A 26,192-nucleotide genomic window follows, 5' to 3' on the forward strand; every position below is an offset into this window, starting at 1 on the left:
CGGCGTCCCCGGGGTGTTGACCTGGTGGTTGGCCCGCGGCTAGCGTCACTTCAACGGTTTGTTGAAGTTGTCGCGCGGGTGCCGGTCGCACCGGCGCCGTCGTCGTTCGGGCTGGGGAGAGTGCAGATGCGTACATCGCTGTCGGACGCGGTGCGTGGGGACGTCGGTGCCTCGCTGGCGGACGTCGACGCGGAACTCGCCCGCCGCTACCCCGGTGACCCCGGCACCCGGCAGCCCGTGCACACCGTCTACGTCCCCGGCGACGCCTTCGCCGCCGACACGGCCCGCTCCTGGGGCGACCGGGCGCTCGCCGCCCTCGACGCCCACGCCCCCGACGCCGCCGCGCTGGCCGCGGTGCTCGGGCTGCCGGCGGAGCTGGCGGAGCCGGTGCACGACCGGGTGCGCGCCAAGCTGGAACGCGAACCGGTGGAGGACCTGCGCGTCGACTTCGAGGACGGCTACGGCGTACGGGCCGACGCCGAGGAGGACGAGGCCGTGCTGCGCGCCGCCGAGCTGATCGCCGCCGCGGTCGCGGACGGCAGCGCGCCCCCGTACATCGGCGTCAGGACCAAGTGCATGGAGGCGGCCGTCCGGGACCGCGGCATCCGCACCCTGGACCTCTTCCTCACCGCGCTGCACCGCTCGGGCGGACTGCCCGAGGGGCTGGTGCTGACGCTGCCGAAGGTGACGTACCCGCAGCAGGTCACCGCGTACGTGCGGCTGCTGGAGGAGTTCGAGAAGTCCTTCGGGCTGACGCCGGGGCGCATCGGGTTCGAGATCCAGATCGAGACCACCCAGGCCATCCTGGGCGCGGACGGCCGGGCCACCGTGGCACGGCTGATCGACGCCGCCGAGGGACGCGCCACCGGTCTGCACTACGGCACGTTCGACTACAGCGCGTCCTGCGGGGTGAGCGCCGCCTACCAGTCCATGGACCACCCGGCCGCCGACCACGCCAAGGCGGTCATGCAGGTCGCCGCCGCCGGGACCGGGGTGCGGCTGTCGGACGGCTCGACGAACGTGCTGCCGGTCGGCCCGACCGAACGGGTGCACGAGGCCTGGCGACTGCACCACGGACTGGTCCGGCGCTCGCTGGCCCGCGCCTACTACCAGGGCTGGGACATGCACCCCGGCCACCTGCCGACCCGCTACGCGGCCGTCTACGCCTTCTACCGCGAGGGGCTGGACGCGGCGGCGGCCCGGCTCGCCGCCTACGTGGGCCGCGCGGGCGGCGACGTGATGGACGAGCCCGCCACCGCCAAGGCGCTCAGCGGCTACCTGCTGCGCGGGCTGGACTGCGGCGCGCTGGACGCGGCGGAGGTCGGGCGGGGGACCGGGCTGGACCGCGCGGGGCTGGAACGGCTGGCGGGGCGCGGGTAGTCGGCCCGGATCAGTCCGGCGGGAGCCGTACGCGGGTCAGGCCGACGGCGGGGGTATCTCACCGGAGCCGCGCGCGATCAGGCGGCCGGGCAGCTCCACCCGGCGCGGCGGTTCCGCGATGCCGTCGAGGCGGCGGAAGAGCAGTTCCGCCGCCGTGCGGCCCAGCCGGACCGGGTCCTGGGCTATCACGGTGACGCCCGGGCGCAGCAGGTCGGCCAGCTCGAAGTCGTCGAACCCGACCAGCGCGACCGCGTCGCGGCGGTCGGCCAGCACCCGTACGGCGGTGACGGTCACCCGGTTGTTGCCGGAGAAGACCGCGGTGACCGGCGCGGGCCCGGACAGCATCCGGTCCAGCTCGGAGCACACCCGCTCGGGTGAGGTCGGGCCCATCGACACCCAGCCCTCGGCCACCGGCAGCCCGGCCGAGGCCATCGCCTCGCGGTATCCGCGCACCCGCTCGTCGGCGGTGTAGATGCCCTCGGTGTCGCCGATGAAGCCGATGGCGCGGTGGCCGTGGGCGATCAGATGGGCCACCGCCTCGCGGGCGCCGCCCGCGTTGTCGGTGAGCACCGTGTCCACGTCGATGCGGCCGGCCGGGCGGTCCACGAAGACGGTGGCGACGCCCGCCGCGATCTCCGGCTCCAGGTAGCGGTGGTCCTCGCTCGCCGGGACGATGACCAGTCCGTCCACCCGCCGGGCGCACAGCGCGAGCGCCAGCTCCTGCTCGCGTTCGGGGACCTCGGCGCTGGAACCGGCGAACAGCAGGCTGCCGTTGGCCCGCGCGACCTCCTCCACGGCCCGGCTGAGCGGAGAGTAGAACGGGTCGGCGAGGTCTTCCAGGACCAGCCCGATGCTGGCGGTACGCCCCTTGCGCAGCACCCGCGCGCTGTCGTTGCGCCGGAATCCCAGCGCCTCGATGGCGGCGCGTACCCGCGACTCGGTCTCCAGCGTCACCCCGGGCTCGCCGTTGACCACACGGGAGACGGTCTTGAGCCCGACGCCCGCGCGCGCGGCGACGTCCTTCATCGTCGGGCGGCTGCCGTAACGTACGGGCGGTGTGGGGCGCGAGTCGGCGGGAAATTCGGGCACGGGCGGGTGATCCTGTCATCGGGTGCGGCGCCTGTCGTCGCAGGACAACGTGAGCCTAGGGGCTGGACAACGTTGTCAACAAAGGGGAACACTACTCTCGGCTCTCCGCTGCCCAACGAACAGGCGGGGAGGGGGACACGCACCTCGGCTCGAATCCCGGACGAATACCGTCGAACCGCTCCAACCGAACCGCTTAAACCGAACCACCCAACGGAACCGTTCCAACCGAACCGCCGCAGTCGAACCGGCGGTGGGAGAACACGCCGCACCGCCCACTGACCGCCGCTACGAGGGAGACACCGAACCGATGCAGAGCGAAGGCGCCGCAGTGCGACCGGCGACCGCCGAGGCCCCCGCGGGCGGCAGGCTGGTCGCGGCACTGGACATCGGCGGTACGAAGATCGCCGGAGCGCTGGTGGACGGCGACGGGCGGTTGCCGGCCAGGGCGCTGCGGCCGACCCCGGCGACGCAGGACGGCGCGACGGTGATGGCGGCCGTCGCCGAGGTGCTGGGCGAGCTGACCGCCGACCCCGCCTGGGTCCGGGTGGCCGCGGTCGGCATCGGCAGCGCGGGACCGGTCGACGCCTCCCACGGCACCGTCAGTCCGGTGAACGTGCCCGGATGGCGCGGCTTCCCGCTGGTGGAGCGGGTGCGCGAGGTGACGGGACCGCTGCCGGTCACCCTCACCGGCGACGGTGTGGCGATCGCCGCCGCCGAACACTGGCAGGGCGCGGCACGGGGGTACGACAACGCGCTGTGCATGGTGGTCTCCACCGGCGTCGGCGGCGGCTTCGTGCTGGGCGGCGCCCTGCACCCCGGGCCGACCGGCAACGCGGGCCACATCGGCCACATCAGCGTGGACCTGGACGGCCCGTCCTGCCCGTGCGGTGCGCGCGGCTGTGTCGAACGCCTGGCCAGCGGTCCCAACATCGCCCGCCGCGCCCTCGAAGGCGGCTGGCGCCCGCAGGCCGGCCAGGAGCCGACGGCCGAGGCGGTGGCCGCCGCGGCACGCGCCGGCGACCCGGTGGCCGCGGCGTCCTTCGCCCGCGCCGCGCAGGCCCTGGCGGCGGGGATCGCGGCGGCGGCGACCCTGGTCGAGATCGAGGTGGCGGTGATCGGCGGGGGAGTGGCGGGCGCGGGCGAGGTGCTGTTCGCCCCACTCCGCGACCACCTGCGCGAGTACGCAACGCTCTCCTTCGCCTCCGGCGTCCGCGTGCTGCCCGCCCAACTCGGCACGGACGCGGGCCTGGTGGGCGCGGCCGCGGCGGCGTTCGGCGGGGCGCTGCGGGCGCGGGGCTGACGGGCGCGCGCCGGGGCGTGCTCCCGGACTCCGGCGCGCCGGAGTCCGGGAGCGGGCGCGCGCGGGGGCGCGTCGGCCTATGCCAGAGGCGCGTAGTGGACTGGCCGAGGCGTGCCCTCCCGGGTCCCGCGGGCGTTTGCGCTCCCGTGCGCCCCGGGCACAGACAATGGGTCGAACGGGGGCAACGGAGGAGGGGGCACCGTGATCGTCTGGCTGAACGGCCCGTGCGGCGCGGGCAAGACGAGCGCCGCGCGTGAACTGCTCGACCTGATACCCGGAAGCACCCTGTACGACCCGGAGATCGTCGGCCAGGGGCTGCGGTCGATGCTCCCGGACAAACGGCTCGCCGAGGTCGGCGACCAGCAGGACCTGCCGTCCTGGCGCCGTCTGGTGGTGGACACCGCCGCCGCGCTGCTGATGGAGACGCCGGGGCCGCTGCTGGTGCCGCTGACCCTGCTTCGGCAGGAGTACCGCGACGAGATCTTCGGCGCGCTGGCCGCCCGGGGCATCCCGGTGCGCCACGTCCTGCTGCACGCTGATGAAACGATCCTGCGTACGCGGGTCGCGCAGGACCGCGCGGACCTCGCGCCGGACGCCGACCACGACGCTCCCACGGGCGACTGGCGCCCGGACCCGGTCGGCAACTACGCCTCCGCGCTGCCCTGGCTGTCCCGGGACGCCCACGTCATCGACACCGGCTCCCGCACGCCGCGCGAGGTCGCCGAACTGGTCGCCGCCGCACTGCGGGACGGCTCCGGCTCCTGCGGGATCGTTCAGACCCCGGAACCGACCGGCGCGACCCTGGCGGCCGGCGTGCTCTTCTTCGACGAGCGCGACCGGGTCCTTCTGGTCGACCCCACCTACAAGCCCGGCTGGGAGTTCCCCGGCGGCATAGTGGAGCCGGGCGAACCCCCGAGCAGCGCTGCGGTGCGGGAGGTCGCCGAGGAACTGGGAATCGTCCTCGCCGCAGGGCGGCCCCTGCGGCTGCTGGTGATCGACTGGGAGCCGCCCCGGCGCCCGCGCTTCGGCGGACTGCGGCTGCTGTTCGACGGCGGACGGCTGCCCTCGGCCGAGGCCGACCGCCTCCTGCTGCCCGCCGCCGAACTGCGCGCCTGCCGCTTCGTGACCGAACAGGAGGCGGCGACCCTGCTGCCCCCGGAGCGCTACGCCCGCCTGCACTGGGCGCTGCGAGCCCGCATCGAGGGCTGTCCGGTCAACCTGGAGGCGGGCGAACCCGTCCCGGCGCGGGACTAGCCACTCCGCCGCCGCGTGCCCCCGCACGCGGCGGCCGTGCGGCCTCCCGGCGGCGAGTGCCACCGCATACCCGTCGCGGCGTCAGCTCCGCTTGTCCGCCGCGTAGTTGAGCAGGAACAGCGCCTCCGCGATCGACAGCCGCCGCAGTTCCTCCGGCGACACGCTCTCGTTGACCGCGTGGATCTGCGCCTCCGGCTCGCTCAGACCGATCAGCAGGATCTCCGCCTCCGGGTAGAGCGAGGCCAGGGTGTTGCACAGCGGGATCGAGCCACCCTGCCCGGCGATCTGCATCTCCTGGCCGTCGTAGGCGTCCCGCAGCGCCCGCGCCATCGCGGCGTAGGCGGGGCTGGTGGTGTCCGCGCGGAACGGCTGGCCCTGCCCGCGCGGCGTCACCTCCACCCGCGCGCCCCACGGAGCCGCCGCCTCCAGGTGCGCGACGAGCGCCTTCTGCGCCTGCTCGGCGTCCACGCCCGGCGGCACCCGCAGGCTCACCAGCGCCTTGGCCCCCGCCTGCACCGACGGAGTGGCGCCGACCACCGGCGGGCAGTCGATGCCCAGCACCGTCACCGCGGGCCGCGCCCAGATGCGGTCGGCGACAGTGCCGCCACCCACCAGGCCGACACCGTCGAGCACCTTGGCGTCCGAGCGGAACAGCCCCTCCTCGTACTGCAGGCCCTCCCACGTCGCGTCACCCGCGAGGCCGTCCACCGTGGTCGCGCCCGACTCGTCGCGCAGCGAGTCGAGTATCCGGATCAGCGCCGCCAGCGCGTCCGGCGCGGCGCCGCCGAACTGTCCGGAGTGCAGATTGCCCTCCAGCGTCTCCACGGCCACCTCGACCAGCGTCATCCCGCGCAGCGTCGCGGTCACCGTCGGCAGCCCGACCCGGAAGTTGCCGGTGTCGCCGATCACGATCGCGTCCGCGGCCAGCAACCGCGGGTGCTGCTCGGCGTACCGCTCCAGGCCGCCGGTGCCCTGCTCCTCCGAGCCCTCGGCGATCACCTTCACCGACACCGGCACACCGCCGTTGGCCCGCAGCGCCCGCAGCGCGGTCAGGTGCATCAGCAGCCCGCCCTTGCAGTCCGCCGCGCCCCGGCCGTACCAGCGGCCGTCCCGCTCGGTCAGCTCGAACGGCGGCGACGCCCAGGCCGCCTCGTCCAGCGGCGGCTGCACGTCGTAGTGCGCGTACAGCAGCACCGTCGGCGCGCCCTCGGGCCCGGGCAGGTAGCCGTAGACGGACTGCGTGCCGTCCGGCGTGTCCAGCAGCGCCACGTCCTCGAAGCCCTCGGCCCGCAGCGCCTCGGCCACCCAGCGAGCCGCCTTCTCGCACTCCTCGCGCGGGAACTGCCGGGGGTCGGCCACCGAGCGGTACGAGACCAGCTCCGCCAACTCGGCCCTGGCGCGGGGCATCAGACCGGCGACGGCTTCGGTGAGCGCGGGAAGTGGCTCCTGTGACATGGACGCTCCTTGTGGGTGCGACGGGTCGTACGGGTGTTTCGTCCGCGCGGGACGTGCTGCGATGGTCCCACAGCGAACCACCGCCGGGCTCCGCCATAGGATGCGGTGAAGGCCTCATGGACGAGCGGGAGCGAAAACACACGTGAGCAGCGACAACGCGGCGCGCAGCGGCGGGCCTGAGGAGAGCGCGGACACGGCGGTCTGGGACGTCGTCGTGGTCGGCGCGGGGCCCGCGGGGGCCAGTGCCGCGCACGCGGCGGCCTCGGCCGGTCGGCGCGTCCTGCTCCTGGAGAAGGCCGAGTTGCCCCGGTACAAGACCTGCGGCGGCGGCATCATCGGCCCCTCCCGGGACGCCCTGCCGGAGGGCTTCGAGCTTCCGCTGCGCGACCGCGTGCACGCCGTGACCTTCAGCCTCAACGGCAAGCTGTCGCGCACCCGCCGTTCCCGGCGCATGCTCTTCGGCCTGATCAACCGGCCCGAGTTCGACGCGGGCCTGGTCGAGGCGGCCAGGCTGGCCGGTGCCGAGGTGCGCACCGGCGCCACCGTCTCCCGCGTAGAGCAGCACGGACCGGCCGTGCCCGACCGCCGAACGGTGGCCGTCGTGCTGGCGTCCGGCGAGACCGTCCTGGCCCGCGCCGTCGTCGGGGCGGACGGCAGCGCCAGCCGGATCGGGGCGCACGTCGGCGTCAAGCTCGACCAGGTGGACCTCGGGCTGGAGGCGGAGATCCCGGTGCCGCCCTCGGTGGCCGAGGACTGGGCGGGGCGGGTGCTGATCGACTGGGGCCCGCTGCCCGGAAGCTACGGGTGGGTCTTCCCCAAGGGCGACTCCCTCACGGTCGGTGTGATCTCGGCGCGCGGCCAGGGCGCCGCGACCAAGCGCTACTTCGAGGACTTCACCGCGCGGCTCGGCCTGTCCGGGTTCGAACCGAGCGTCTCCTCCGGCCACTTGACCCGCTGCCGCGCCGAGGACTCCCCCCTGTCCCGCGGCCGGGTCCTGGTCTGCGGGGACGCCGCGGGCCTGCTGGAGCCCTGGACCCGGGAGGGCATCTCCTACGCGCTGCGCTCCGGCCGGATGGCGGGGGAGTGGGCGGTGCGGATCGCCGAGGCGCAGGACGCGGTGGACGCGCGGCGCCAGGCGCTCAACTACGCGTTCGCGGTCAAGGCGGGACTGGGCGTGGAGATGGCGGTCGGGCGCAAGATGCTCGCGCTGTTCGAGCGGCGGCCCGGACTGCTGCACGCGGTGCTGACCTCGTTCCGTCCGGCGTGGAACGCCTTCGTGAAGATCACTCGGGGCTCGACGACACTGGGCGAGCTGGTGCGCGACCACCCGGTGGCCGGCCGGGCGCTGTCCAGCGTGGGCAACTCCTGACGCGGCGGGCTCGAACGGCGGGTCCCGGACGGCGGGGTTGGAACGCAGGGCTCCGCGTCGAGCCTCGCTCACGGCTCGCGGCTTCGTGTGGCGGTCGCGGGGTCCGGGGCCCGAGCGGCGGAACCGGGGGAGGAGACCCGGCGGTGGGGCCGGGGCCGGGAGGCGGGCGTCAGGCGTGCGCGTCTTGGTCGTCCGCCCGAGTGATCTCGAATATGGGGTGCTTCGGGGCGATCTCGCGCAGCTGCTCGTCGGTGGAGTCCGGGCCGACGCCGTCGAAGAAGACCCCCACTTCGGCCTTCCAGCGCTTGAGATAGGCACGCAGCACCGCGGGCTTGTCGTCGTCGGGGACCTCGACCGCTGTGAAGCGCTCCACCGAGCGGCCGAGCCACAGCTCACCGCCGCCCGCGGCCCTCATGTTGTGCGTCCACTGGACGTGGCCCCGGGGCGCTACGAGGTAGCGCCGGCCGTCCAGGGTCAGTGGGTTGACGGGGGTGCGGCGCCACTCGCCGGACTTGCGGCCCCGGACCGCCAGGACGCGGGATCCCCACACACTGACGCCGTGCCGGGTCAGCCATCCGACGGCGCGGTTGAAGACGTTGACGGTGAACCACCCGGGCTTGAGCACGTGCTGAGCCTGGGGCATGGGGGACGCGGTGTTCGCGGACATGGCGGGCCTCCTCTTCCATGACGTCTTCTCCTCGACGTCCTCGTGACGTTCCATGTTCCATGAAGTGAGAGCGGTGCTCTCGCTTGTGATCAGTGTGGCACCCCTTGCCCTCAAAAAGCAAGAGCGGTGCTCTCGTTCTTGGTCGCCGCTCCGAACCGTGGCAGACTGTTCTCATGAGCGTGATCAAAGGAGCCAGGGAACGGGCCCGCGTCGAGGTGACCGCGGCCATCAAAGAAGAGGCCGGGCGTCAGCTGGCCGCCGAAGGGGCGGCACGGCTGTCGCTGCGCGCGGTCGCCCGGGAGCTGGGCATGGCCTCCTCCGCGCTCTACCGCTACTTCCCGAGCCGTGACGACCTGCTGACCGCGTTGATCATCGACGCGTACGACTCGTTGGGCGAGTCGGCCGAGGCCGCGCTCGCGGAGTCCAAGGACGCCGTCGCGGCCGAGCGCTGGACCGCCGTCTGCCGCGCGGTGCGGAAGTGGGCGCTGGAGCATCCGCACGAGTACACGCTGCTGTACGGCTCGCCCGTGCCCGGCTACCACGCCCCCCAGGACACCGTCGCCCCCGCCGCCCGGGTCGGGTTGGCCCTGGCCGCGGTGGCGCGGGACGCCCAGGCGTCGGGCGAACTGAGGTCCCCCGCGGCCGAGGCCCTGCCGGAGCGGGTGCGGACGGACGTCGAACGGATAGCCGCCGACCTGGGGACCGACCTGCCAGAGCCCGCCGTCGCCGGACTCACCGCAGCGTGGTCGCAGCTCTTCGGGCTCGTGGGCTTCGAGGTCTTCGGCCACTTCCACAACGTCGTCGAGGCCCGTGACGAGTTCTTCGACCACTCCTGCGCGGCGCTGGCCCACCAGGTGGGCCTGTAGGCGCATCGACCGGTTCCCATGGCCGCCGGTGCCCACGGTCCGACCGTGCCCCCGCTCGACGGTGCCTCCTCCGGCCGCGTGACGCCCTGACCCCGTGGCGTGCTGGCCTCGTGGCGCCCAGGGCTCGACGGTGCCTCCACCCCGGTTGCGGCCCCGGCCCAGACCGCCCGCGATTCGCCGCGCCCCGGACATCCGCGCCGCCGCGCCCTGAGCGCCCCGCGCCCGCGGCCTACTGCGCCAGGAGTACGCGCACGCACCGCGCCGGTGGGACGCCGCGAGGCGTGCGCCGGTCTAGCGTGGCGTCATGAGCCAGGGAGCGGGAGAACCGGGAGAGCGGGGGGCCGACGCGAACGGGCCCCGGGCGGGCGGCAACAGGCCCGGCGACACCGGTCCCGTCTGGTGCGGTCCGCTCCGGGACGGCCCGTCGCGACGGTGGTGGGGCGGCGGAGGCGGCGGCTCGGCGCGGCTGCCGTGGCGCGCCGCGCTGGTCGTCGCGTTCGTCCAGGTGGTCGGCTCGACCGAGGCGCAAGGCCATCAGACTGAACGCGTGCACCTCGACGCGCCGGGCTATGTGCTGCTGCTCCTCGGCCCCGCGCTGCTGCCGTTCCGGCTGAGGCGGCCCACCGCCGTCGTGTACGCGACGGCTGCCGTGACGCTCGGCTACCTGGCCGCCGGGTATCCGTACGGACCGTTCTTCCTGAGCTTCGCGGTGGCCTTCGGCTCGGCGGTCTACGCGGGCGAGCGGCGGCACGCCTGGGCCGCCGCGGTCGCGCTCTACGGCGGCCATCTGCTGCTCAGCCACTGGCTCTACCGCTGGTTGCCGCCGTCCGGCGACGCGGGTGCGGGGTGGGTGTCGGAGTCCGCGTTCGCCGCCTGGCTGCTGGCGTTCGGAGCCGCCGTCGAACTCGGCCGGGTGCGCCGCGAGCAGTTCGCCCGCAACCGCCGGGAGCGGGCCGAGGCCGAAGCCCGCCGGGCCGACGAGGAACGCCTGCGCATCGCCCGTGAGCTGCACGACGTCGTGGCGCACAGTCTGTCGGTCATCAGCGTGCAGGCGGGGGTGGGTCTCGCGCTCATCGACGAACGCCCCGAGCAGGCGCGTACCGCGCTCACCACCATCAGGGCGACCAGCAAGGAGGCGCTGGGCGAGGTGCGGCAGGTGCTGGGGTCGTTGCGTTCGCCGGGATCGGCCCCGAAGGCGCCCGCGCCGGGTCTGGACCGGGTGCCGGAACTCGCCCGCCAGGCCGCCTCCGCAGGCCTCGACGTGCGGGTGACCACCGAGGGTTCGCCCCGGCGGCTGGCGCCGGGCGCGGACCTCGCCGCGTTCCGCATCGTCCAGGAGGCGCTGACCAACATCGTCCGGCACTCCGGGGCCCGGTCCGCCCGCGTCCTGGTGGACCACCGGCCCGGCGCGCTGCGGCTCGTCGTGGACGACGACGGCCCGGCCACCGGGGACGGCGATTCCGGTGGCGGCAACGGCCTGATCGGGATGCGCGAGCGGGCGGCGGCGCTCGGGGGCACCGTCGAGGCGGGCCCGCGCGGCGACGGCGGATTCCGGGTGGTCGCCACCCTGCCGCTCCCGGACGCCGGCGCGACGGCCGGGCCGAACGAAGGCGCTACGACAGACGAAGGCGTTACGGCGGAGGAAGGCGCTACGACGGGGAAAGGCGTCTCGGCGAATGAAGGCGCTACGACGAACGACGGCGCGGCGACGAACCAAGCGGCGCCAGGGGAAGCGCCGGCAGGAGAAGGCGAGCGATGATCAGGGCGCTGCTGGCCGACGACCAGTTGCTCGTGCGTGCCGGATTCCGGGCGCTGCTGGACGCGCAGCCGGACATCGAGGTGGTCGGTGAGGCGGCGGACGGTGCGGAGGCGCTGCGTCAGACCGTGCGGCTGAGGCCCGACGTCGTGCTGATGGACATCCGCATGCCGGTGCTGGACGGTCTCGCGGCGACCCGGCGTGTCACCGGTGACCCGCACCTCGGAGACGTCAAGGTCGTCATCCTCACGACCTTCGAGCTCGACGAGTACGTCTTCGAGGCCATCCGTTCCGGCGCCTCGGGCTTCCTGGTGAAGGACACGGAACCGGACGAACTGCTGCGCGCGGTGCGGGCCGTGGTGTCGGGCGACGCGCTGCTGTCGCCGGGGGTGACGCGCAGGCTGATCGCGGAGTTCGCCGCGCGTTCCAAGGAGCCCGCCGCCGCCGTAGCGCTCGATCAGCTCACCGAACGCGAACGGGAGGTGATGGCGCTGGTCGGCATCGGGCTGTCCAACGACGAGATCGCCCGCCGCCTGGTCGTCAGCCCGCTCACCGCCAAGACCCACGTCAGCCGTGCGATGGTCAAGCTCGGGGCCCGGGATCGTGCCCAACTCGTCGTGCTGGCCTACGAGTCGGGGCTGGTGCGGCCGGGATGGCTCGGCTGAGGCGGCGGCGCCGGTCGTAGCGCCACAGTACGGAGACGACCCGGGCCAGGCCGGTCGTGCAGCCGGTGACCGTCGCCGTCGTCCACCACACCGCCGCCGCGTGCCCGTGCGCCCGGCCCAGCAGGACCGGCGCCGACAGGGCGAGCACGACCAGCGTGCCGAGCAGTGCGCCGGTGAGGAGGGCGAACGCGATCTCCACCGTCGTGCCGTCGCGCTCGGCCGCGTTCCCCGAGCGCGTGGCCGCGTTCCCCCTGTCCGTCATGGGGGCACCGTGCCAGACGGCGGGGCACGCAGCGCCGTCGCAGGGCCGGATTCCGGCCACGGGAGGGGCCGCCGGGGCCGACACGCCGAGCACTGGCCACGCGGGCCCGGACGCGTGCGTCGACGTGGGCTTTGTCGGCCGGAACCAGGTCCACCTGTCGACCCTGTTTTGTTCACCCCTGGTACAAAGTAAGAATAGGACCGTGACGCAGACTCGCACCAGGCTTGAGAGGGGACGTGCGGCGCTCGGCCCCGCGCTGACGCTCGTGCACACCGGCAGTGCCCCCACCCGCGCGGTGCTCACCGCCGAACTGGGGGTGACCCGGGCCACCGCAGGCGCGGTCGCGGCCGAGCTGGAACTGCTGGGACTGATCCGGGTGGACACCCGGCCCGGCGTCGCGGCCGGCACCCAGGGGCGGCCCTCGCACCGGCTGACCGTCGACCCCGACGGGCCGGTCGTGCTGGCCGCGCAGGTGCACGCGGACGGCTTCCGGGCCGCGCTGGTCGGGCTCGGCGGCTCCATCGTGGCGACCACGCCCGGCTGCATGACGGTGCCCGCCGACCCCGCCCACGTGCTGGGACTCGTCGTGGCGGCCGGCGCCGACCTGCTGAAGTCGACCGGGCGCGTCTGCCTGGGCGCCGGGCTCGCCGTGCCGTCCGCGGTCGCCGAGCCCGAGGGCACCGCGCTCAACCCGCTGCACCTGGCCTGGCCCGCCGGCGCGCCGGTGCGCGAGGTCTTCGCCGAGCAGGTCCGCGCGCACGGAGTGACGGGGCCGGGCGGCGCCCCGGTGGCCTCCTTCGTCGGCAACGACGTCAACGTCGCGGCGCTGGCCGAACACCGGCACGGCGCCGGGCGGGGCGCGCAGCACCTGCTCGTCGTCGCGACCGGACATCGTGGTGTCGGCGGCGCGCTGGTGCTCGACGGCCGCCTGCACACCGGCAGTTCGGGTCTCGCCCTCGAAGTCGGCCACCTCACCGTCAACCCCGAGGGCGGGCGGCCGTGTCACTGCGGCAGCCGGGGCTGCCTGGACGTCGAGGTGGACCCGCTGGCCTTCCTGGAGGCGGCGGGGCGCGTGCCGGGTCCCGAGGTCTCGCTCCTCGACCAGTCGACGGCGCTGCTGCGCGAGGAGTACGCCGACCCCTCGGTGCGGGTGGCGGCCGAGACGCTCATCGACCGCCTGGGGCTGGGACTGGCCGGGCTGGTCAACGTGCTCAACCCGGACCGGATCGCTCTCGGCGGCCTGCACCGCCGCCTGTTCGAGGCCGATCCCGAGCGGCTGCGTGCGGTGGTCGCCGACCGCAGCCTCTGGGGACGCAGCGGCTCGGTGCCGATCATGGCGTGCGGCCTGGACCACAACAGCCTCGTCGGAGCCGCCGAACTGGCCTGGCAGCCGGTGCTCGACGACCCACTGGGCGCCCTGTCGGCCTGAGGCCGGCCACGGACGCGTCCTCGCGTCCGGCGCGTACTCCCCGAGGGGTACTCCGGGTCGCGCCGTGCGTACGACGACTTCGCGGCCGTGCGGCGCGACGCTCGAAGTGTCCGGAAAGGGACCTGGCACATCGAGGAGTTGACCGGAATGAACACGTTGGCGTCGTGGGGTCACGGCGGACCCGGACCGTGGATCCTGCTGGTCCCGCTGCTGTGGGCGGCGGTCGTCGTGGGCATCGTGACCGTGGTGCGGCGCGTCGCCTGGCGCGGTCGCGGCCCCTGGGAGCGCGGCGGCCCCTGGGACCGACGTCCGCACATGGTGCGGCCCGACGAGCAGTCGCCGCTGACGGTGCTCGGACGCCGGTTCGCGGCGGGGGAGATCGACGAGGACGAGTACTGGCGCAGGCTGTCCGTGCTCGACCCGGAGTTCGGCACGCATCGAGGCGAGGACCGCTGAACCGGGGCCGCGATCAGGCGAGTTGACGACGGCAGCGCCGACAGGCGGGCCGGGGGCGCGCCGTCCCGCGTCCGAACGGCCGGGCGAGGCTCTGCGAACGGACCCGGTGAGGCCGTGTGAGCGGCCCGGTGGGGAGCCCTCGGCCGGTAACGGGCCATCGGGGCTCCCCGGCCGGTGAGGCGTGGAGGCGTGGAAACGCGGAGGCGTGGAAACGTGGTGAGGCTCGTGGTGCTCCCCCCCGGTCGCGATCGCCGTCCGTCAGGCGGTGGCGATCGCGACCGGCTGCGGCCTCGCGTCCAGCGCGATCGGGTGGGGCGTCGGCACCGGTGCGGGGGCGGTGCGGGCGGGCACGGCGACGGGCGTCGGCGCGGTCACCGGCTCGCGGAGGGTGAACCACACGACCTTGCCGTCACCGTTCTCACCGGGCCGGGTGCCCCAGCCGTCGCTGAGCGCGGCGAGCATCGCCAGCCCGCGGCCACAGGTGTCCATCGCGTCGGTGCGCAGCCCGATCCGCGGCGGGCGCGGGTCGTGGTCGGAGACCGAGACGGTCAGGCGCCCTTCCCCGTAGGACAGTTCGACCGTGCAGTGCTTGTCCGGCTGGGCGTGGCGGTGGACGTTGGCCAGCAGTTCGGTGATGCCCAGCAGCGCGGTGTCGATGATCGGGTCGAGCTGCCAGTAGCGAAGCTGCGCAGAGACGATTCTGCGGACCTGCCCGATCCGGTGCGGCAAGGCCTCGAGTTGCAAGGCGCACTGTCGGGTTCGCTGGGTGGTGATCACGGCTGCGACTCCCTCCGCGGTGGGGCCGACCTGTTCCGGGACCGTGCCCCGTACCGCTCGATTGGGAAAGCCTGTGCGGTAGACACTGAGAGTGACAGGATCTGTACTCCGTGTGTGTGACCAGGTTGGCCCCGGTGACCGCATTCCGCAACTCCCGGCACGCCAGTCCCTTCGGTTTCGGCTCCGTACGGGTGGGCGACCGGCGGGATTCAGCCTCGTCCGCCTCCCGGCGCCCGCCGCGTCGCACGCTCCCGCGCACTGGCGAGGACGCCCAGCAGACGTGCCTCGGCGTCGGCCGCCACGTCCCCCTCCGCGTCCCTTCGCGCGTCAGCGTCCGCCCGCGCCGCAGGTTCCGCTCCGAGCCAGAACGCCTCCGCCGCCTGCGCGTTCACCCCCCCGTCCCACCCCGCGTCCCCGTCGAGGCGCAGTGCGTAGCGGCGGCCTGCGAGCGCCACTCTGGCCCGGCCGCGCGGGCCGTACCACCGCGGGGCGCTCGCCTGGACGTCGGTCAGCGGGGCGCTGTCGATCTCGCGGCCCCGGCTGGTCAGCAACGCCAGCCTGCCGTCCCGCACCACGACCGCGCCCGCCCGGGTCAGGGAACGCGGCCCTCTGCTGATCCGCACCCCGCTCGCGCTGAACTCCGGCTGCGTCACGGCACACCCCCTCAGGCGGTTCGCGTCCTGCGGCAGTCTGCCCCCGTCGGCGGGAGCGCACCAGGGCGCACGCCGGATCGCGACGCGCCCATTGACCAGGGGCTGCCTATGATCGTGCCAACCCCGGCGATCCGGCCGGGCCTGACCTGCCGGGGGACGATCGGGAGGCGGAACGCATGGACACCGTCGAACAGGCCGGTGCGAACGGCCGGACGGACCCCGGGGCACCGCTGCCCACCCTGGACGTCGACCGGTCCGACCCGGGCCACCGGACCTGGCTGAAGGAGGCCGTCCGCCGGGTGCAGGCGGACGCCAACCGCAGCGCCGACACCCATCTGCTGCGCTTTCCGCTGCCCGAGCACTGGGGCATCGACCTGTACCTGAAGGACGAATCGACCCATCCGACCGGCTCCCTGAAGCACCGGTTGGCCCGCTCGCTGTTCCTGTACGGGCTGTGCAACGGGTGGATCAGGCCGGGCAAGCCGGTGATCGAGGCGTCCAGCGGCTCCACCGCCGTCTCCGAGGCGTACTTCGCGCACCTGATCGGAGTCCCCTTCATCGCGGTGATGCCCCGCACGACCAGCCGGGAGAAACAGCGGCTCATCGAGTTCCAGGGCGGACGCTGCCACCTGGTGGACGACGCGCGGACCATCTACGAGGTCTCCGCCCGGCTCGCGCGGGAGACCGGCGGCCACTACATGGACCAGTTCACCTACGCCGAACGGGCGACGGACTGGCGGGGCAACAACAACATCGCCGAGTCGATCTACCAGCAGCTGCGCAGGGAACGCCATCCGGAACCGGCGTGGATCGTCGCCACCGCGGGCACCGGGGGCACCTCGGCCACCATCGGCCGCTACGTCCACTACCAGCAGTACGACACCCGCATCTGCGTCGCCGACCCGGAGAACTCGTGCTTCTTCGACGGCTGGGTCAGCGGTGACGCCGACGTCGACTGCGAGCGCGGCTCACGCATCGAGGGCATCGGGCGGCCCCGGATGGAGCCGAGCTTCGTACCGGGTGCCATCGACCGCATGATGAAGGTGCCCGACGCGGCCTCGGTCGCGGCGGTGCGCGCGCTGGAGCACGCGATCGGGCGCAAGGCGGGCGGCTCGACCGGCACCGGGCTGTGGGCCGCGCTGCGGGTCGTCGCCGAGATGCTGGCGCAGTCGCGGACGGGCAGCGTGGTGACGTTGCTGTGCGATCCGGGCGACCGCTACCTGGACAAGTACTACTCCGACGAGTGGCTGGCCGCCGAGGGGCTGGACATCACGCCGTACGCGGCCACCATCGACACCTTCCTGGCCACCGGGAGCTGGCCGGCCTGACGCCGGGGCACCCGCCGGCGGGCACCCGCCGGCGGATCAGGCCGTGACCCGTCCGGTCAGGCGCGCGTCGAGGGCCCGGGCCGCCTGGTGGAAGGAACGGCCCATCGCGGCGCGGCCGGCGTGCAGCAGCACCCGCACCGGGGCCGCGCCGTCCGCCGCGAAGGTCCACCGCAACCGGGTGCCGCCCGAGGGCAGCGCCGTCAGCAGCCACTCCTCGGCCATCGCCGTCAGACCGGGCACGTTGACGGTGTCCACGCGGTACGCGTACCGCTCGTCGGGATCGCAGGCGAGCACCGTCTCGGTGAAGCGGACCCCGCCCACCAGCGCGATCCGGCGCCCCGCGTCGACCGGACGGGCGGAGGCCACCGCGCCGAACCAGTCGGGCCAGCCCGCGGTGTCCTTCGCCAACGCGTGGAAGACGTCCGCCGCGGGCGCGGCCAGACCGGCCGCGTAGTGGTGGCGGACCGGGGCCGAGGCGATGAAGTCGAGCTCGACGGGCCGCAGGCGTCGCACCATCGACAACAACCTCCAGGGCGGAAAGACGGCGGTGACCCGCCGTACGATACCTGACGTACTGTCACCTGTCAGGGGCGCCGCGTGACCGGATCAGGCCCGCGACGCGGACCGGGGGTCGTCCGCCACGACCAGGTCCGTCAGGTGCTCGGCGATCTCCGCGCGCAGCCCCTGGGGTATGCCCGAATCGGTCACCCAGGTGGAGACCTCCTCCAGCGAGGCGAACGAACTCAGGCCCACCGTGCCCCACTTGGTGTGGTCCGCGATCACCACGACCCGCCGCGCCGAGCGCACGAACTGCCGGTTGGTCTCCGCCTCCGCCAGGTTCGGCGTGGACAGCCCCGCCTCCACCGACATGCCGTGCACGCCGAGGAAGAGCAGGTCGAAGTGGAGCGAGCGGATCGCCCGGTCCGCCACCGGCCCCACCAGCGAGTCGGAGGGCGTGCGCACCCCGCCGGTCAGCACCACCGTCGCGGCGCCCGGCCGGCCGGTGGACTGCGCGCTCGCCCCGGCCCGCCGCTGACCGGAGTGGAAGACGTCCGCCACCCGCACCGAGTTGGTCACCACGGTCAGGTCGGGCACGTCCAGAAGATGGTGGGCGAGGGCGTAGGTCGTGGTGCCGCCGGACAGCGCGATGGCGCTGCCGGGGGCCACCATCGCGGCGGCCGTGCGCGCGATGGCCTCCTTGGCGCCCTGTTCCAGGCCCGACTTCGCCTCGAACCCCGGCTCGTGGGTGCTGGCCTCGGCGACCGGGACCGCGCCGCCGTGCACCTTCTCCACCACGCCCTGGTGGGCGAGGGCGTCCAGGTCGCGGCGGACGGTCATGTCGGAGACGTTGAGCTTGCGGGTCAGTTCGTTGACCCGGACGCCGCCGCGTCGCCTGACCTCGTCGAGGATCAGGGCGCGCCGCTGCTCGGCCAGGAGGTTCTGGTTGTCGCCCACCCGTGCCCCGTCCTTCCTCACGACCCCACGACTGCCCGCACCGGTGACGCCCCGGTGTCCGTACCCGGTGACACCCCGGTGGTTCCGGACATCTTCCCACGCGGGAGGCGGTTCGCACGGTGCCGGGCGCACACCGGTGGGATTCCCGTACGGCACCGGTACGCGCCCGGCACGCGGGATTCAGGACAGTTCCGGCAGATCCCCCGGGTAGAGCAACTGGAGGTCCTCGTGGGTCGGCGCGGCCAGCTGGGCGACCCGGCCCGCGTGCCGCTCCACCATCGCCTCGAAGGTCAGCCGCGCGGTGCGGCCGTTGCCGAACGAGGGGCCCTTGGGCAGCGCGGTGAAGTACGTCAGCAGCGCCTCGCCCGCGCCCTCGCCGAGCCGGTACTCGTGCTCAACGGCCTGCGCCTCGACGATCCGCAGCAACTCCCGCGGGCTGTAGTCGCCGAAGGTGATGGTGCGTGAGAAACGTGACGCCACCCCGGGGTTGGAGGCCAGGAACCGCTCCATCTCCGCGGTGTACCCGGCGACGATCACCACCACCGCGTCGCGCTGGTCCTCCATCAGCTTCACCAGGGTGTCGATCGCCTCCCGGCCGAAGTCGCGGCCGGAGTCCTCGGGCGCCAGCGCGTAGGCCTCGTCGATGAACAGCACGCCGCCACGGGCCCGTTCGAACGCCTCCTGCGTCCTGATCGCGGTCGAGCCGATGTGCTCGCCGACCAGGTCGACCCGGGAGACCTCGACCAGATGGCCGGTCCCCAGCACCCCGAGCGCCGCGAGGATCTCCCCGTACAGCCGGGCCACCGTGGTCTTGCCGGTGCCCGGGGAGCCGGTGAAGACCAAGTGGCGGCGGAGCGAGGGCGCCTTCAGGCCCGCCTCCTGACGGCGCCTGCCGACCGCAATCAGGTCGATCAGCGCGCGCACCTCCCGCTTGACGCTCTCCAGCCCCACCAGGGCGTCCAGTTCGCCCAGCACCGTGTCCGCGTCGCGACCGGCGACGGGCGCGGGGGCGGCGGGGGGCTCCTCGCCCCGGCGCGGTCCCGGGACACCGCCGAGCAGGCCGTACGACTGGACGGCGGGCGCCGTGGCCGTGGCGGTCGCGGTCGCCGGGTGGGGCGGCAGCCCGGCGGCGGAACCGGACGCGGTGGCGGGCGGGAGCGCGCCGGAGGCGCGGTGCTCGGCGCTCTCGTCGCTGGTGCACTCCTCGACCAGCGGCCCCGGCTCGGCGAACTCGTAACCGCCGCGCCCGCAGCGCTCGGTGCGGCAGCGGGTCAGCGTGGTGCGGCAGCCGTCGATGACGTGGAAGCCGTAGCCGCGGCTGCCGGTGACCCGGCAGGCGGTGAACGTGCCGCGGGCGCCCGCCGAGACGTAGAAGCCCGACTCGCCCGCGTTCTCCACCACGCAGCGCTCTATGGCCGGATCGGCGCCCTTGGTGACGATGACGCCGGTGGCCGTCGAGTCGATGGTGCACGACGCCAGCGTGCCGCCGCTGCCGTGGTCGCGGAACCAGGCGCCGGTCGCCGCCTCCCTGATCCGGCAGTCGTCCAGCTCCACGGTGGCGCCGTCGCTGACCGAGACAGCGGTGTTGCGCACCTGGGATATGTCGCTGTCGAGCACGTCGGCGCGCGAACCCCGGTCCAGCACGAACAGCGCGTCGGGCACGTCGTGCACCCGGCAGGAGTCCAGCACGGCGGCGGCGCCGTCGCTGATCCACACCGCCGGGTAGTCGCCCGTGCTCTCGTGGATCTCGCACTGGTTGGCGTCGGCACGGGTGCCCGGGTCCCACACCGACAGGCCGTTGCGGCCGAAGCGGCGCACCGTCGAGCGGGTCAGCGTGAGCACGGAGCGGGACCGCAGGTCGATCGCGTTCTCCGGCACGTCGTGGATGTCGCAGTCGGCCAGCGACAGGACCGCGTCGGTGTCCAGCGTGACGCCGTCGCCGGTGGTGCGGTGCACCCGGCAGTCGGTGAGCTGGCCCGCCGCACGCGACGCCACCCGCACCCCGGTGCCGTTGATCTCGTAGACCTCGCAGCCGATCGCCTCGGCCGCGGTGCCCTCGCCGGTCAGCTCCAGGCCCGCGCGGCCCGCGTGGTGGATGCGACAGCGCTCCAGACGCGGCGCCGCGCCCCCGCGGGCGGCGAACCCCGACTGGCCCGCCGAGACCACCTCGCACTCCTCGAACAGCCCGCCGGAGCCGTCCAGCACGCTCACCCCGAGGCCCGCCGGATTGTCCACCGTGCAGCGGCGCACCGTGGGCCGGGCGCCGTCGCGCACCTCTATGCCGACCGCGGAACGGGTCACCACCCGCAGGTCGGTCAGCTCCGGCGCGCACCCCTCGACCAGCAGAGCGGGGACGGAGGTGTCCTGGCCCTCGACGCGCAGGTCCTGCACGACGGCGTCGGCGCGCACGGTCAGCGCGACCCCGCCGGGCGGCGCGATGCGCACCGAGCCGGGGCCCTCCGCGCCGCGCAGCGTGACGGCGCGCTCCACCACGAGGTTCTCCCGGTACGTGCCGGGGACGATCGCGACCACGTCGCCGTCGCCCGCCGCCTCCAGGGCCGCGGCGAGGGATTCGTACTCGCCGGTGCGGCGCCGCCACCGCGAAGAGCCGGTGTGCGTCACCTGAGCCACGCCCTGTGCCATGGTGCTGTTGCGCCCCCACCTCGTACCGCTGCGGACCGGGGGACCACGGTAGCGTGCGTGGCGGCCGGGGCCGCACCCGTGACCTCAGGAACCCGTACAGATGGGGGAGTTCGGGCGGCCGGGACCGGATCGCGCGGCCGACGGGGCCCACGAGGCCGCGGACCGTCCCGGCTCCTTCTCAGCCCTCGGCCCCCGCCCGGCCCCAGTCCTGGCTGACCCGCGCCCACTCGCGTTCCCACTCGGCCAGCCGGGCCCGCATCATCCGCCAGCCGATCACCCGGCGCACCGCGAACGCCAGCGCCGTGACCGCCGCCGCGGCGGCCAGCCCTGCGGCCACCGCGTTGGTGACGGCCGTCATGGTGTCCATCGGGCGGTCGGCCAGACGGCCCGCGTCGTCGGCCCACAGGGTGATCGCCGCGCCGGGCGGACGGCCGCCGACCAGCCGTACGGTGGCGTCGTGCACCGAGCCGTCCGGCATGGTCCAGCGCACGACGGCGATCCGGGACACCGACTGGCCGGTCGCCGGATCGGTGTCGGCCGCGGGCGGCGTGCGGCGGGCACTGCTCAGCACGGTGGCGCGCACCTCGTGCCGGTGGGCCTGCTCGACGGCGACCTGGTGGCGCAGTTGCGAGCCGACCGTGCCGCCCGCCGCGAGACCGGCGGCCGGCGCTCCCACCGCGACCACGGCCAAGGTGGCCAGTCCCGCCCACGCTTCGACGACGTCGCCCCGGCGCCGCAGCGGATTGGCCCGCCACCGCCACAGTCCTGGTACCGCTCGCATCGCACCACACCCCTTCACCCGGTCCAAGTACCGCGCACGGCACGAGGCATGCACGAGAGCGGGCCGGAATCGGACGGAATCCGGCACGCGTCACCCCGACGTGGCACCGGACGCCGGCAGGGTCACTCGGTCAAGCAGTCCCTCGGTCGCTCGAGGGCCTCGGTCACTCAAGAACGGAGAACGTGTCACCCACGCGCAGTGTTCCGGTCGAGCACGGTATGAGTTTGACCCCGAACATCAGTCCGTCACCGATCCTGCGGTGCCTGGCGAGGGTGCGCAGCGGCTCCCTGCCGCGCGCCGCCGTCGCCTGGTCGGTGGTGGTGATCACGCAGCGGGCGCAGGGCTTCGCGACCCGGAAGACCACCTCCCCGATCCGCACCACGCGCCAGCCGTCCTCCGCCCACGCCCCGGTCCCGTCGATGACGGCGTTCGGCCGGAACCGATCCATCGGCAGCGGTCCCTCCTGCACCCGGTCGCCCTCCGCGACAAGGGAGTTGAGGGCGCCGAGGGAGGCGGAGGCGGCCAGCAGCAGTGGATGGCTGTCGGCCAGGCTCACCGTCTCGCCGGGCAGCGAGTACTCCGGCTCGATCGGACGGCGCCGGGCCGGGTCGTCCAGATAGGCCAACCGTGCCCGGACGCCCAGGAATGCGGAGAACCAGGCGCCCGCCTCGGCCCCGGCCGCGACCACGTCCACCGGATCACCGAAGATCCGCGCCGGCTCCGCGTCGCCGGCCGCCGGGGCGGCGACCGTCAGCTCCTCCATCCCCTCCGCGTCGAGCGTGATCCCGCCGTGCGCCGCGCCGCCCCCGGTCGCCGGGCGGGCGCGCGCCAACGCCAGCCGTGGCTGCTCGCGTTGGGTGATCGCCCGGCCGTCCTTGTCGACCACCAGCCATCTGCGGTCCCCGGCGAGCCCCCACGGCTCCACGGCCGCCTCGCCGGGCGCCGGTCCCTGGACCGACTTGACCGGATAGATGTGCAGTGCGCTCAGCCGCGCCGTCGTCATGCGGCCATGGTGCCAGCACAGCGCCGTTCAGCGGTCGTCACGCACGGTGAAACGTGCCGCTCACCGTGGTGTCCGCCCCGCGCTCGGCTCAGTAGCCCTGCCCCTGGTACGGGCGGCGGTACGGGTCGTCGCCGTAGCCCTGGTAGGTGCCGGGGGCCGGCTGGCGCGGCGGGACCGCCTGACGCGGCGGGACGGGCCGGGGCGGCACCGGCCGCGCCGCCTCGTAGCCCGTGCCGCCGCCCTGGTAGGGCGCCTGGCCGGGGGGCGGGTAGCCGTTGGCGTAACCGCGCGGGGCACTCGCCTGCTGCGGGATGTACGCGGCGGCGGGCGCGGACTGCGCCGGGTAGGCCGCGGCCGGGTACGCGGACGGCAACTGGCCGGTGTACGTGCCCTGGTGCGGTGTGTGGTGGGAGGGACCCGAGGGGAGCGCCGGGAGCGCCGGCAGCGCGGGGAGCGAGCTGCCGGTGTCGTACGGCGAAGGAACCCGGATCGGAGCGATCTGAGGGGTGCCCCGCTCCGCGACCAGGCTGTCGTAGATGGGGGTGTCCGGGAAGGCCGACGAGGCGTAGTAGCCGCCGCCGTAGGTGCCGCGGGGGGTGGTCATGCTGCATAAGTTAAGCCCACGATGTGCTGTTAGGGGAGCCCGATAAGCGGGTTGTTTATGGCGTCCGGTGCGCACTGCGATACCCAATCGATGCGAATCCACGAAAATCGGTCGCCGCACGCCGTTTCGATCGTGTAAAGGCTGAGCCTCCGCTGTGTTCGATCATGGGAAAAAGCCCGTGTGGGAGGGGGGTTACCGACAGCTGACGGGCCGTCGGGCAGTGCCGGGTGCGGTACGAAGGCGGGGCCGTCCCGCGCGGGCGTGTTCCGTCCCGGGACACGTGGGGCCTAGGTTGGGCGTACGGCACGCGGCGGGCACCGGGCACGAGGGGGAGCGATGTCGATGAACAAGGGCGCCAACACGCCGGTCACGGCGTCGGGCGTATGGATCGAGGTCGGCCGGGCGGCCGGTCCCGGGCTGCCGGAGGCGGACGCCGCGGCGCTGCTGCTGGCGGACGGCCGCGTGCGCCACGACGGCGACGTGGTCCTGCGGCACCGCCCGGCGCACGCCTCCGGCGCGGTGCGCCACGAGGACAGGCGGACCGGGGCCGGGTCCGTGGCCGACGTGTTCGCGGTGGACCTGGGCGCGGTGGAGCCCGGCGTCGAACGGATCGTGCTGGCGGCCACCGCCGACGGCGGGTCCTTCGCGAGGGTGCCAGGGCTGTACGTCAGGTTGACGGACGCGGCGGGCGGCGCCGAGATCGCCCGTTACGACAGCGCCGACGCGACGGTGGAGACCGCGCTGGTGCTGGGGGAGCTGTACCGCAGGAACGGGCAGTGGAAGTTCCGCGCGGTCGGGCAGGGCTACGCGAACGGACTTACTGGGCTCGGCGAGCACTTCGGCGTCTCGCCGGCCGCCGTGCGCCCGGCGCCCGCGGCCACCGCCCCGGTCCCGCCCGCACCTCAGCCCTCCCCGGCCCCGGCCGCTCAACGGCCCGCCCCCGCCCCGCCGACGCCCCAGCCCGCCCCGGTCCCGTCCGCGCCGCGAGCCACTCCCGTCAGGCTCTCGAAGGTCACCCTGACGAAGGACGCCCCCTCCGTCTCGTTGACCAAACAGGGCGGGATCTCCGGGGTGATGAGGGTGAACCTCAGCTGGCGGGCCGCCCCGGCCCGGGGATGGCTGCGCAAGGCCGGCGCGGGCGGCTCCGGCGTCGACCTCGACCTGTGCGCCCTGTTCGAACTGCGCGACGGAACCAAAGGCGTCGTGCAGGCGCTCGGCAACGCCTTCGGCACGCTGGACCGCCCGCCGTACATCCACCTCGACGGCGACGACCGAACCGGCGGCACGAGCGGCGAGAACCTCACCGTCAACCTCGACCACAGCGCCGCGTTCCGCCGCATCCTGATCTTCGTCACCGTCTACGAGGGGGCCCGCAGCTTCGCCGGGCTGCACGCCACGACCACGCTGACACCACAGCACGGCGCCCCGGTGGAGTTCTTCCTCGACGAGTGCACCGTCCCCTCCACCGTCTGCGCGCTCGCCCTGATCACCAACGAGGGCGGTGAACTCGTCGTGCGGCGCGAGGCGCGCTACCTGGTCCCGGCCCGCGGCGTCAGCCCCCAGCGCACCGTCGACCAGGCCTACGGGTGGGGCATGCGCTGGAGCCCGGGCCGCAAGTGAACCAGCCGCGGCCTCAAGGGCGTTCGGCCGTCACCTGGCCTTCCCGCTCCGGCTTGGCGTACGTGCGGCCCTTCCAGGCCGCGCCGCGACCCCGGTAGTGCTGCACGGCCGAGTCCGCCGTCATCGCCGCGTACAGCGACGCGGTGAACGGCAGCAGCGGCGCGAGCCACAGCGGCTGGCGGTAGTAGCGCAGCATCGGCATGTACGTGCCCGCCATCACCGCCCACGCCGCCGCGCCCACGGCGCACAGCGCCCAGCGCCCGGCGACCGCGCCCGCGATCGCCGCGACCGGCGGCACCACGTAGACCAGGGCCAGCCCGAGCAGCGTCCCCAGCAGCAGCGCCGGGTTGTGCCGCAACTGGGCGTACGCGCTGCGCGAGACCATCCGCCACAGCTGGGCCAGCCGCGGATACGGCCGCACGCTGTCCACCCGCTCCGCCAGCCCCAGCCACACCGTGCCACCGGACCGCTTGACGGCCCGGGCCAGCGCCACGTCGTCGATGACCGCCTGCCGGATCGAGTCCGGCAGCCCGGCCCGCTCGGCGGCGGCACGCCGGACCAGCACGCAGCCCCCGGCCGCCGCGGCGGTCCGCCCGCGCGGCCTGGCGATCCAGCGGAACGGGTACAGCTGAGCGAAGAAGTAGACGAAGGCGGGCACGATCAGCCGCTCCCACGCCGTCGCCACCCGCAGCCGCGCCATCTGCGAGACCACGTCCATCCCGCTGCCGTGCGCGGCGGCCACCAGCTCCCGCAGGGAATCCGGCTCGTGGGCGATGTCGGCGTCGGTCAGCAGCAGGTACTCCGGCGCGGACGCGGCCGTGGCGGCGGCCACCCCGTGCCGCACCGCCCACAGCTTCCCCGTCCAGCCCGCGGGCGGTTCTCCCGGCGAGGTGACCGTCAGCGGCAGCCCGCCGCGTTCGGCGGACAGCGCGCGGGCCAGCTCACCGGTGCCGTCCGAGCTGCCGTCGTCCACCAGGAACACCTCGGCGCGCCCCGGATACTCCTGCGCCAGCAGCGACGGCAGGCTCACCGGCAGCACCTCGGCCTCGTCCCGGGCGGGCACCACCACCGCCACGGACGGCCACTGACGGGGTACCGCGCCGGGCGGCAGCCGCACGTCGGTGCGCCAGAACATCCCCTGCGCCAGCAGCAGCCACACCCAGCTCAGCAGCGACACGACAGCGATCACGGTCAAAGCGCTCACCGGCGCAGTCTGCCCCACCCGGCGCCCGCCGGAACCGCGGCCCACCGCGAACGCGTCCACGCCGGCAGGAAACGATCACGGTAAAGTTGCGCGGGCGGTCCACGAGACGCCCGTACGTAACCGAACCACCCCGGTACGTGCGCGCCGCCGGACATGAGCGGACGCGGACGCGCCGG

Annotated in this window: 23 protein-coding genes and 1 pseudogene; 11 read left to right on the forward strand and 13 right to left on the reverse strand. The window is 74.3% G+C overall.

All coding sequences use genetic code 11. The features are described from left to right. The first annotated feature begins 111 nt into the window (after window positions 1-111). Window positions 112-1,380, forward strand: a complete 1,269-nt coding sequence (locus CK485_RS23240) for an aldolase/citrate lyase family protein (protein WP_109454363.1) — start codon at window positions 112-114, stop codon at window positions 1,378-1,380. Window positions 1,381-1,416: 36 nt separating this feature from the next. Here the strand turns inward: CK485_RS23240 and CK485_RS23245 are convergent, their stop codons facing one another. Further along, window positions 1,417-2,406, reverse strand: a complete 990-nt coding sequence (locus CK485_RS23245) for a LacI family DNA-binding transcriptional regulator (protein ID WP_109453803.1) — start codon at window positions 2,404-2,406, stop codon at window positions 1,417-1,419. 370 nt (window positions 2,407-2,776) lie between these two features. Here CK485_RS23245 and CK485_RS23250 point away from each other — a divergent pair, with 370 nt between their 5' ends. After that, window positions 2,777-3,769, forward strand: a complete 993-nt coding sequence (locus CK485_RS23250) for an ROK family protein (protein WP_109453804.1) — start codon at window positions 2,777-2,779, stop codon at window positions 3,767-3,769. Window positions 3,770-3,970: 201 nt separating this feature from the next. After that, entirely contained in the window at window positions 3,971-5,023 is a 1,053-nt protein-coding gene (locus CK485_RS23255) for an NUDIX hydrolase (protein WP_109453805.1), read from the forward strand. Between the two features lie 81 nt (window positions 5,024-5,104). On the opposite strand, the gene CK485_RS23260 is transcribed toward CK485_RS23255, so the two are convergent. After that, window positions 5,105-6,478 (reverse strand): dipeptidase, encoded by a 1,374-nt coding sequence (locus tag CK485_RS23260; RefSeq protein WP_109453806.1) that lies wholly within the window; start codon window positions 6,476-6,478, stop codon window positions 5,105-5,107. Window positions 6,479-6,620: 142 nt separating this feature from the next. On the opposite strand from CK485_RS23260, the gene CK485_RS23265 reads away from it, so the two are divergent. Next, window positions 6,621-7,847: a geranylgeranyl reductase family protein gene (locus CK485_RS23265; protein ID WP_109453807.1), complete on the forward strand. Its 1,227-nt coding sequence runs from the start codon at window positions 6,621-6,623 to the stop codon at window positions 7,845-7,847. 169 nt (window positions 7,848-8,016) lie between these two features. Here the strand turns inward: CK485_RS23265 and CK485_RS23270 are convergent, their stop codons facing one another. Continuing rightward, a complete protein-coding gene (locus tag CK485_RS23270) occupies window positions 8,017-8,514 on the reverse strand; it encodes a nitroreductase family deazaflavin-dependent oxidoreductase (RefSeq protein WP_241968547.1) in 498 nt (165 codons plus the stop codon). 173 nt (window positions 8,515-8,687) lie between these two features. Here CK485_RS23270 and CK485_RS23275 point away from each other — a divergent pair, with 173 nt between their 5' ends. The 3 genes from CK485_RS23275 (at window position 8,688) to CK485_RS23285 (ending at window position 11,801) form a co-directional block, all read left to right on the forward strand. After that, window positions 8,688-9,380: a TetR/AcrR family transcriptional regulator gene (locus CK485_RS23275; protein WP_109453808.1), complete on the forward strand. Its 693-nt coding sequence runs from the start codon at window positions 8,688-8,690 to the stop codon at window positions 9,378-9,380. Window positions 9,381-9,684: 304 nt separating this feature from the next. Beyond that, the gene (locus tag CK485_RS23280; RefSeq protein ID WP_109453809.1) at window positions 9,685-11,139 is read left to right on the forward strand and encodes a sensor histidine kinase; all 1,455 of its coding nucleotides are present in this window, start codon (window positions 9,685-9,687) and stop codon (window positions 11,137-11,139) included. Further along, window positions 11,136-11,801: a response regulator transcription factor gene (locus tag CK485_RS23285; RefSeq protein ID WP_109453810.1), complete on the forward strand. Its 666-nt coding sequence runs from the start codon at window positions 11,136-11,138 to the stop codon at window positions 11,799-11,801. The genes CK485_RS23280 and CK485_RS23285 overlap by 4 nt, the downstream gene beginning before the upstream one ends. Here CK485_RS23285 and CK485_RS28570 read toward each other — a convergent pair. After that, entirely contained in the window at window positions 11,719-12,063 is a 345-nt protein-coding gene (locus tag CK485_RS28570) for a DUF6332 family protein (protein WP_146214575.1), read from the reverse strand. The two genes, CK485_RS23285 and CK485_RS28570, sit on opposite strands and share 83 nt — an antisense overlap. Before the next feature lie 202 nt (window positions 12,064-12,265). Here CK485_RS28570 and CK485_RS23290 point away from each other — a divergent pair, with 202 nt between their 5' ends. Both CK485_RS23290 and CK485_RS23295 read left to right on the forward strand, forming a co-directional pair. Beyond that, window positions 12,266-13,492, forward strand: a complete 1,227-nt coding sequence (locus CK485_RS23290; RefSeq protein ID WP_109453811.1) for an ROK family protein — start codon at window positions 12,266-12,268, stop codon at window positions 13,490-13,492. Window positions 13,493-13,639: 147 nt separating this feature from the next. Then, the gene (locus tag CK485_RS23295) at window positions 13,640-13,948 is read left to right on the forward strand and encodes an SHOCT domain-containing protein (RefSeq protein WP_109453812.1); all 309 of its coding nucleotides are present in this window, start codon (window positions 13,640-13,642) and stop codon (window positions 13,946-13,948) included. Between the two features lie 258 nt (window positions 13,949-14,206). Here CK485_RS23295 and CK485_RS23300 read toward each other — a convergent pair whose 3' ends face one another. Together CK485_RS23300 and CK485_RS29815 are read right to left on the reverse strand one after the other, a co-directional pair. Continuing rightward, complete coding sequence (locus CK485_RS23300) at window positions 14,207-14,722, reverse strand: ATP-binding protein (protein ID WP_199239519.1); 516 nt, start codon at window positions 14,720-14,722, stop codon at window positions 14,207-14,209. 425 nt (window positions 14,723-15,147) lie between these two features. After that, window positions 15,148-15,378, reverse strand: a pseudogene (locus tag CK485_RS29815) (hypothetical protein); the annotation flags it as partial. Window positions 15,379-15,554: 176 nt separating this feature from the next. Between CK485_RS29815 and CK485_RS23310 the strand changes: the two are divergent. Continuing rightward, window positions 15,555-16,706, forward strand: a complete 1,152-nt coding sequence (locus CK485_RS23310; RefSeq protein WP_109453814.1) for a PLP-dependent cysteine synthase family protein — start codon at window positions 15,555-15,557, stop codon at window positions 16,704-16,706. Between the two features lie 36 nt (window positions 16,707-16,742). On the opposite strand, the gene CK485_RS23315 is transcribed toward CK485_RS23310, so the two are convergent. From CK485_RS23315 to CK485_RS23340, 6 genes are all read right to left on the reverse strand, one after another. Beyond that, complete coding sequence (locus CK485_RS23315) at window positions 16,743-17,222, reverse strand: SRPBCC family protein (RefSeq protein ID WP_109453815.1); 480 nt, start codon at window positions 17,220-17,222, stop codon at window positions 16,743-16,745. A gap of 90 nt (window positions 17,223-17,312) precedes the next feature. After that, window positions 17,313-18,161, reverse strand: a complete 849-nt coding sequence (locus tag CK485_RS23320) for a DeoR/GlpR family DNA-binding transcription regulator (RefSeq protein WP_109453816.1) — start codon at window positions 18,159-18,161, stop codon at window positions 17,313-17,315. A 180-nt stretch (window positions 18,162-18,341) separates the two neighbouring features. After that, the gene (locus tag CK485_RS23325) at window positions 18,342-20,804 is read right to left on the reverse strand and encodes a right-handed parallel beta-helix repeat-containing protein (RefSeq protein ID WP_109453817.1); all 2,463 of its coding nucleotides are present in this window, start codon (window positions 20,802-20,804) and stop codon (window positions 18,342-18,344) included. A gap of 178 nt (window positions 20,805-20,982) precedes the next feature. After that, a complete protein-coding gene (locus CK485_RS23330; protein WP_109453818.1) occupies window positions 20,983-21,585 on the reverse strand; it encodes a hypothetical protein in 603 nt (200 codons plus the stop codon). A gap of 163 nt (window positions 21,586-21,748) precedes the next feature. Further along, entirely contained in the window at window positions 21,749-22,588 is an 840-nt protein-coding gene (locus tag CK485_RS23335) for an MOSC N-terminal beta barrel domain-containing protein (protein WP_109453819.1), read from the reverse strand. Between the two features lie 88 nt (window positions 22,589-22,676). Next, window positions 22,677-23,192, reverse strand: a complete 516-nt coding sequence (locus CK485_RS23340) for a DUF6643 family protein (RefSeq protein ID WP_109453820.1) — start codon at window positions 23,190-23,192, stop codon at window positions 22,677-22,679. Between the two features lie 336 nt (window positions 23,193-23,528). On the opposite strand from CK485_RS23340, the gene CK485_RS23345 reads away from it, so the two are divergent. Next, the gene (locus CK485_RS23345; RefSeq protein ID WP_109453821.1) at window positions 23,529-24,812 is read left to right on the forward strand and encodes a TerD family protein; all 1,284 of its coding nucleotides are present in this window, start codon (window positions 23,529-23,531) and stop codon (window positions 24,810-24,812) included. Between the two features lie 13 nt (window positions 24,813-24,825). On the opposite strand, the gene CK485_RS23350 is transcribed toward CK485_RS23345, so the two are convergent. Next, window positions 24,826-26,016: a glycosyltransferase gene (locus CK485_RS23350; protein WP_109454365.1), complete on the reverse strand. Its 1,191-nt coding sequence runs from the start codon at window positions 26,014-26,016 to the stop codon at window positions 24,826-24,828. Between the last annotated feature and the right edge of the window lie 176 nt (window positions 26,017-26,192).

It is taken from the genome of Streptomyces sp. ICBB 8177 (genome assembly GCF_003144095.1).
Classification (GTDB): Bacteria; Actinomycetota; Actinomycetes; order Streptomycetales; family Streptomycetaceae; genus Streptantibioticus_D.

Excerpts from the sequence above, each read along its gene's own strand:
- CK485_RS28570 (WP_146214575.1), bottom strand. The coding sequence starts at position 12,063 with ATGACGGACAGGGGGAACGCGGCCACGCGCTCGGGGAACGCGGCCGAG.
- CK485_RS23285 (WP_109453810.1), top strand. The coding sequence starts at position 11,136 with ATGATCAGGGCGCTGCTGGCCGACGACCAGTTGCTCGTGCGTGCCGGA.
- CK485_RS23345 (WP_109453821.1), top strand. The coding sequence starts at position 23,529 with ATGTCGATGAACAAGGGCGCCAACACGCCGGTCACGGCGTCGGGCGTA.
- CK485_RS23335 (WP_109453819.1), bottom strand. The coding sequence starts at position 22,588 with ATGACGACGGCGCGGCTGAGCGCACTGCACATCTATCCGGTCAAGTCG.
- CK485_RS23310 (WP_109453814.1), top strand. The coding sequence starts at position 15,555 with ATGGACACCGTCGAACAGGCCGGTGCGAACGGCCGGACGGACCCCGGG.
- CK485_RS23260 (WP_109453806.1), bottom strand. The coding sequence starts at position 6,478 with ATGTCACAGGAGCCACTTCCCGCGCTCACCGAAGCCGTCGCCGGTCTG.
- CK485_RS23270 (WP_241968547.1), bottom strand. The coding sequence starts at position 8,514 with ATGTCCGCGAACACCGCGTCCCCCATGCCCCAGGCTCAGCACGTGCTC.
- CK485_RS23295 (WP_109453812.1), top strand. The coding sequence starts at position 13,640 with ATGAACACGTTGGCGTCGTGGGGTCACGGCGGACCCGGACCGTGGATC.
- CK485_RS23250 (WP_109453804.1), top strand. The coding sequence starts at position 2,777 with ATGCAGAGCGAAGGCGCCGCAGTGCGACCGGCGACCGCCGAGGCCCCC.
- CK485_RS23315 (WP_109453815.1), bottom strand. The coding sequence starts at position 17,222 with ATGGTGCGACGCCTGCGGCCCGTCGAGCTCGACTTCATCGCCTCGGCC.
- CK485_RS23245 (WP_109453803.1), bottom strand. The coding sequence starts at position 2,406 with ATGAAGGACGTCGCCGCGCGCGCGGGCGTCGGGCTCAAGACCGTCTCC.
- CK485_RS23275 (WP_109453808.1), top strand. The coding sequence starts at position 8,688 with ATGAGCGTGATCAAAGGAGCCAGGGAACGGGCCCGCGTCGAGGTGACC.
- CK485_RS23280 (WP_109453809.1), top strand. The coding sequence starts at position 9,685 with ATGAGCCAGGGAGCGGGAGAACCGGGAGAGCGGGGGGCCGACGCGAAC.
- CK485_RS23340 (WP_109453820.1), bottom strand. The coding sequence starts at position 23,192 with ATGACCACCCCCCGCGGCACCTACGGCGGCGGCTACTACGCCTCGTCG.
- CK485_RS23330 (WP_109453818.1), bottom strand. The coding sequence starts at position 21,585 with ATGCGAGCGGTACCAGGACTGTGGCGGTGGCGGGCCAATCCGCTGCGG.
- CK485_RS23325 (WP_109453817.1), bottom strand. The coding sequence starts at position 20,804 with ATGGCACAGGGCGTGGCTCAGGTGACGCACACCGGCTCTTCGCGGTGG.